Here is a 5,722-nt window from a genome sequence, read left to right on the forward strand (position 1 = left end):
CCTCGGCAGCTTTCGGAGGCGCGGCCGAAGCGCTGGGCTTGGCGGCGCCCGCCGCCTTCACATCCTCGCCCTCGCCCGCGAGCACCGCGATCACGTCGTTGACCGGGACATCCTGCGTACCCTCGGGCACCAGGATCTTGGCGATCGTGCCCTCGTCGATGGCCTCGACCTCCATGGTGGCCTTGTCGGTCTCGATCTCGGCGATGACGTCGCCGGATTTGACCTTGTCGCCTTCCTTCTTCAGCCACTTGGCGAGGTTGCCCTTCTCCATCGTCGGCGAAAGAGCGGGCATCAGGATGTTGATGGGCATGCTGACCTCACGAAGAACTTCTCAAAACGTCGTCTTCGACAGCGAAGACGAACTGACCAGGTTTAGTTGCCGATGTCGCCCTGCCACAGGCGCTCATTGGCAGGATTGGAACGCCAAGTCTTCATCATGGTGATGGAGCGGTCGTCGGCAAGGTCGATCCAGGGGATGCCGAACTTGTCGAGAATGTCCTTCGAGCCCTCGAAGGTGACGGATTCTCCGATCACCACCAGCTTGACCTTAAACAGCGCCAGCGCGCCGGCGCACATCGAGCACGGCGACAGCGTGGTGTACATGATCGTGTCGTGGAACGAGATCGCGCCGGCCTCGCGCAGGCAGCTCATCTCGCCGTGCAGGATCACGTTGTTCTCCTGCACGCGGTTGTTGTGGCCGCGGGCGATGATCTTGTTGTCGCGCGTCAGCACGGCACCGATCGGCAGGCCGCCCTGCGCGATCGAAGCCTCCGCCTCGCGGATCGCTTCCAGCATGAAATCGAAGTGATGGGATTCGATCGCCACGGTCAGTGTCCCTTGCCGCGCGGCGTCGTGGTGCCGGTGTCGGTGGGACGCTCGATCTCGGCCTGGAACATCTCCAGGATCCGGTTGAGGGCGTCCTCTTCGGTGTATTCGCTCTCGCGCGCATAGGCGCGCGCGGCGTGGCGGGCGAGATCGACCAGCAAGAGGCCCCACATGTCGGGCTCCTCGAAGGCACGCTGGAACGCCATCGACAGCCCGCCGTCCAGCACGAACACGCGCAGGATCTCGACCGCGTCATCGCGGGTCATGACGTCGGGCGGCAGTGGCTGCTCCTTCGGGCCCGCCATGATCTACCTGTAGCAGACGGCTTTGGCGGCCTCGACAACCTCAGCCGCCGAGGGCAGCGCGAGCTTCTCCAGGTTGGCGGCATAGGGCATCGGCACGTCCTTGCCGGAGACGCGCGTAACGGGCGCGTCCAGATAGTCGAAGGCGTTCTCCATGATGCGCGCGGCGATCTCGGCGCCGACGCCGCTCTGGGCCCAGCCCTCCTCCACCGTGACGGCGCGGCCGGTCTTCTTGACCGAGTTGATAATGGTCTCGGTGTCCATCGGACGCAGCGTGCGCAGGTCGATCACCTCGGCCTCGATGCCCTCCTTGGCGAGTTCGTCGGCGGCCTTCAGCGCATAGGTCATGCCGTTCGACCAGGAGATGATGCTGACGTGGCTGCCGGAACGGACGATGCGGGCCTTGCCGATCGGGATCACGAAATCGTCGAGCTTGGGCACTTGGCCGGTGTGACCGTAGAGCACCTCGTTCTCGAGGAAGATCACCGGATTGGGATCGCGGATCGCGGCCTTGAGCAGGCCTTTGTAATCGGCGGCCGAGAACGGCGCGACGACCTTGAGGCCCGGAACGTTCGAATACCAGGCCGAATAGTCCTGGCTGTGCTGGGCGGCGACGCGGGCGGCCGCTCCGTTCGGGCCGCGGAACACGATCGAGCAGCCCATCTGGCCGCCGGACATATAAAGCGTCTTGGCCGCGGAGTTGATGATCTGGTCGATCGCCTGCATGGCGAAGTTGAAGGTCATGAACTCGACGATCGGCTTCAGGCCGGTCATCGCGGCGCCGACGCCGACACCGGCAAAGCCGTGCTCGGTAATCGGGGTGTCGATGACGCGCTTGGCGCCGAACTCCTGCAGCAACCCTTGCGTGACCTTGTAGGCGCCCTGATACTCAGCGACCTCCTCGCCCATCACGAACACGTCGGGATCGCGGCGCATTTCCTCGGCCATGGCATCGCGCAAGGCTTCGCGGATGGTCTGCGTCACCATCTCGGTGCCTTCTGGCACTTCGGGATCGGGCTCGGCGACGGCCTGTGGTGCGGGAGCAGCCTTGGGCTGGGGCGCTTCGGCCTTCGCAGCGGCCGGGGCTGCGGACTCCGCAGCCTTCTCCTGCTTCGCCGGAGAAGACGCCTTGGCGAGATCGGCCGCGCTCTCGCCGTCGGCGAGGATCGTCGCGATCGGTGTGTTCACCGCGACGTCAGCGGTACCCTCGGGGATCAGGATCTTGCCGAGCGTGCCCTCGTCGGTCGCCTCGACCTCCATGGTCGCCTTGTCGGTCTCGATCTCGGCGATGACGTCGCCCGATTTGATCGTCTCGCCCTCTTTCTTCAGCCATTTGGCGAGGTTGCCCTTCTCCATCGTGGGCGACAACGCGGGCATCAGCACTTGAATTGGCATAGCGACTCCAAAAGAAAGCTTGCGCGCGTTCAGCGGTAAATGTCGGTCCAGAGCTCGGCGGCATCCGGCTCGGGATCATGCTGGGCGAAATCGGCGGACGCGTTGACGATGTCGCGCACCTCGGCGTCGATCGCCTTCAGGTCCTGCTCGCTGACCTTGGCCGCGAGCAAGCGGTTACGCACCTGCTCGATCGGATCCTGGTCGTGGCGGACCTTCTCGACCTCCTCGCGTGTGCGGTATTTTGCAGGATCGGACATCGAGTGACCGCGATAGCGGTAGGTCTGCATTTCAAGGATGTAGGGGCCCTTGCCGGCGCGGCACCAGGCCGCGGCCTCTTCGCCCGCAGCCTTGACCGCGCGGACGTCCATACCGTCGACCTGCTTGCCGGGGATGTTGAAGGACGCGCCGCGCTTGGAGAAATCCTGCTGCGCCGAGGCGCGCGAGACCGAAGTGCCCATGGCGTAGCGGTTGTTCTCGATGACGTAGATCACCGGCAGCTTCCAGAGCTCCGCCATGTTGAAGCTCTCATAGACCTGGCCCTGGTTGGCCGCGCCGTCGCCGAAATAGGTGACGCTGACATTGTCGTTGCCACGATAGTTGTTGGCGAAGGCGAGACCGGTGCCGAGCGAGACCTGGGCGCCGACGATGCCGTGGCCGCCGTAAAAGTGCTTCTCCTTGCTGAACATGTGCATGGAGCCGCCCTTGCCCTTGGAATAGCCGCCGCGGCGGCCCGTGAGCTCGGCCATGACGCCGTTGGCGTCCATGCCGGTGGCGAGCATGTGCCCGTGATCGCGATAGCCGGTGATGACCTGATCGCCCTGCTTCAGGGCCATCTGCATGCCGACGACCACGGCCTCCTGGCCGATATAGAGGTGGCAGAAGCCGCCGATCGCGCCCATGCCGTAGAGCTGGCCGGCCTTTTCCTCGAACCGCCTGATCAGGAGCATGTCGCGGAGCGCCTTGAGCTCCTGCTCCCTGGTGAATTCCGGGGGCGAACCGCCGTCGGGCTTGTCCTGTGGAGTGCTTGCGGCGGCTTTCTTGGGTGCGGCCATAGGAATTCCGGGTCAGAGAAAACTTTCGTCCTCTCTAACCCAAGTCAAACACCCTTGGAAAGCACCGCGGCGACATGGCACGACTTTCATTATGCCGCAGTGCAACGTGGTCGAAATATTGGAAAATCTTTGGCGCCGATCGGGCAACAAATCTATGCGTGTCACGTGCGTGCGCAGATTCGTGACCGGATCAAGAATGGTGGGCCACGCCAATCCCAGCCTTCAGAGCGGACGGCGCCGAAATGGCGCCGCCCTCTCCGCACCGTCCGATCAGAAGAAGCCGAGCTTCTTCGGGCTGTAGCTGACCAGGAGATTCTTGGTCTGCTGATAATGATCGAGCATCATCTTGTGGGTCTCGCGACCGACGCCCGACTGCTTGTAACCGCCGAACGCCGCATGCGCGGGATAGGCATGGTAGCAATTGGTCCAGACCCGGCCGGCCTGGATCGCCCGGCCGAAGCGGTAGCAGCGGTTGGCGTCGCGGCTCCAGACCCCGGCCCCAAGGCCATAGAGCGTGTCGTTGGCGATCTCGAGCGCTTCCTCGTCCGTCTTGAAGGTTGTGACCGAAACGACGGGCCCAAAGATCTCCTCCTGGAAGATCCGCATCTTGTTGTGGCCCTCGAACACCGTCGGCTGGACGTAGAAGCCACCCGAGAGATCGCCGCCGAGCTCGGCGCGGCTGCCGCCGGCCAGCACCTTCGCGCCCTCCTGCTTGCCGATGTCGATATAGGAGAGGATTTTTGCGAGCTGCTCGCCCGAGGCCTGCGCACCGATCATGGTGTCGGCCGCACGCGGGTCGCCCTGCTTGATCGCCGCGACACGGTTCAGCGCCCGCTCCATGAAGCGGTCATAGATGTCGGCGTGAACCAGCGCGCGGCTCGGACAGGTGCAGACCTCGCCCTGGTTCAGCGCGAACATGACGAAGCCTTCGATCGCCTTGTCGAAGAAATCGTCGTCTTCCGCGGTGACGTCGTTGAAGAAGATGTTCGGCGACTTGCCGCCCAGCTCCAGCGTGACGGGAATGAGGTTCTGGCTGGCGTACTGCATGATCAGCCGGCCCGTCGAGGTCTCGCCGGTGAAGGCGATCTTGGCGATGCGCGGGCTCGAGGCCAGCGGCTTGCCGGCCTCGAGGCCAAAGCCGTTGACGATGTTGAGGACGCCGGGCGGCAGGATGTCGGCGATGATCTCGGCCCAGACCATGATCGAGGCCGGGGTCTGCTCGGCGGGCTTGAGCACGACGCAATTGCCGGCGGCGAGCGCAGGCGCGAGCTTCCAGCAGGCCATCAGCAGCGGGAAGTTCCAGGGGATGATCTGGCCGACCACGCCGAGCGGCTCGTGGAAATGATAGGCGATGGTGTCGTGGTCGATCTCGCCGATCGAGCCTTCCTGGGCGCGGACGACGCCGGCGAAGTAGCGGAAGTGATCGATAGCGAGCGGGATGTCGGCGGCGCGGGTCTCACGGATCGGCTTGCCGTTGTCCCAGGTCTCGGCGATGGCGAGACGCTCGAGATTTTCTTCCATGCGATCGGCGATTCGGTTCAGGACCGCAGCGCGCTCGGCGACACTGGTGCGGCCCCACGCGGCCTTGGCCGCATGCGCCGCGTCGAGGGCCGCCTCGACGTCCTGCGCGTCGGACCGCGCGATCTTGCAGACGATTTGACCGTTCACAGGCGAGGCGTTGTCGAAATATTTGCCGGCGATCGGCGCGACGAACTTGCCGCCGATGAAATTGTCGTAGCGTTCGGCGAAGGGAACTTTGGTGACGCTGAGGAATTCCACCTTGTTCATTGACCACTCCCGATGTTTGCTGTTTGCGCAATTCGTCGCGTGCTCGCGACTTGCGCGAACGATGTCGCGGGGAGCGTTTTCTGTCAGCCCAGGCAGGAGCGACGGTGGAGCGGACCTGTCGCAGTTCTGCGACAGTTACGAACGAGGCATCACCATCGTGTCCCGGACGCGCAGCAGCGCACCACGTCGCAAGAGCGACGCGCTGCGCTGCGTCCGGGGCACGAGATCGGAGCTTGAGTAAACAGCAGGACTCAAAGGTCGGCAGCGCTCGATCCTTCGGTGAGAGCTGGGCCGCCGAGGCCCTCACCGGCCATTCGATCGCCAATTCGGGATCTGCCCAATAGACACCGCCGTCGTGGT

Annotated in this window: 6 protein-coding genes; all 6 read right to left on the reverse strand. The window is 64.2% G+C overall.

Going from position 1 to position 5,722, the window contains the following annotated elements; translation table 11 throughout:
- On the reverse strand, positions 1-310 hold a 310-nt coding region (locus MOV75_RS25260), incomplete at its 3' end, for a biotin/lipoyl-containing protein (protein ID WP_247006800.1).
- Between the two features lie 62 nt (positions 311-372).
- Complete coding sequence (locus MOV75_RS25265; protein ID WP_246930226.1) at positions 373-825, reverse strand: nucleoside deaminase; 453 nt, start codon at positions 823-825, stop codon at positions 373-375.
- Positions 826-827: 2 nt separating this feature from the next.
- Positions 828-1,130, reverse strand: a complete 303-nt coding sequence (locus MOV75_RS25270; protein ID WP_018320291.1) for a DUF5076 domain-containing protein — start codon at positions 1,128-1,130, stop codon at positions 828-830.
- A gap of 3 nt (positions 1,131-1,133) precedes the next feature.
- Entirely contained in the window at positions 1,134-2,522 is a 1,389-nt protein-coding gene (locus MOV75_RS25275) for a pyruvate dehydrogenase complex E1 component subunit beta (RefSeq protein WP_246930225.1), read from the reverse strand.
- Positions 2,523-2,551: 29 nt separating this feature from the next.
- The gene (gene pdhA, locus MOV75_RS25280; protein WP_246930224.1) at positions 2,552-3,574 is read right to left on the reverse strand and encodes a pyruvate dehydrogenase (acetyl-transferring) E1 component subunit alpha; all 1,023 of its coding nucleotides are present in this window, start codon (positions 3,572-3,574) and stop codon (positions 2,552-2,554) included.
- A 270-nt stretch (positions 3,575-3,844) separates the two neighbouring features.
- Positions 3,845-5,362, reverse strand: a complete 1,518-nt coding sequence (gene adh / locus MOV75_RS25285; RefSeq protein WP_246930223.1) for an aldehyde dehydrogenase — start codon at positions 5,360-5,362, stop codon at positions 3,845-3,847.
- Between the last annotated feature and the right edge of the window lie 360 nt (positions 5,363-5,722).

The sequence above is a fragment of the Bradyrhizobium sp. PRIMUS42 genome, from assembly GCF_023006515.1.
Classification (GTDB): domain Bacteria; phylum Pseudomonadota; class Alphaproteobacteria; order Rhizobiales; family Xanthobacteraceae; genus Bradyrhizobium.

Coding starts and splice junctions, on each gene's coding strand:
- MOV75_RS25275 (WP_246930225.1), bottom strand. CDS start 2,522: ATGCCAATTCAAGTGCTGATGCCCGCGTTGTCGCCCACGATGGAGAAG.
- MOV75_RS25270 (WP_018320291.1), bottom strand. CDS start 1,130: ATGGCGGGCCCGAAGGAGCAGCCACTGCCGCCCGACGTCATGACCCGC.
- pdhA (WP_246930224.1), bottom strand. CDS start 3,574: ATGGCCGCACCCAAGAAAGCCGCCGCAAGCACTCCACAGGACAAGCCC.
- adh (WP_246930223.1), bottom strand. CDS start 5,362: ATGAACAAGGTGGAATTCCTCAGCGTCACCAAAGTTCCCTTCGCCGAA.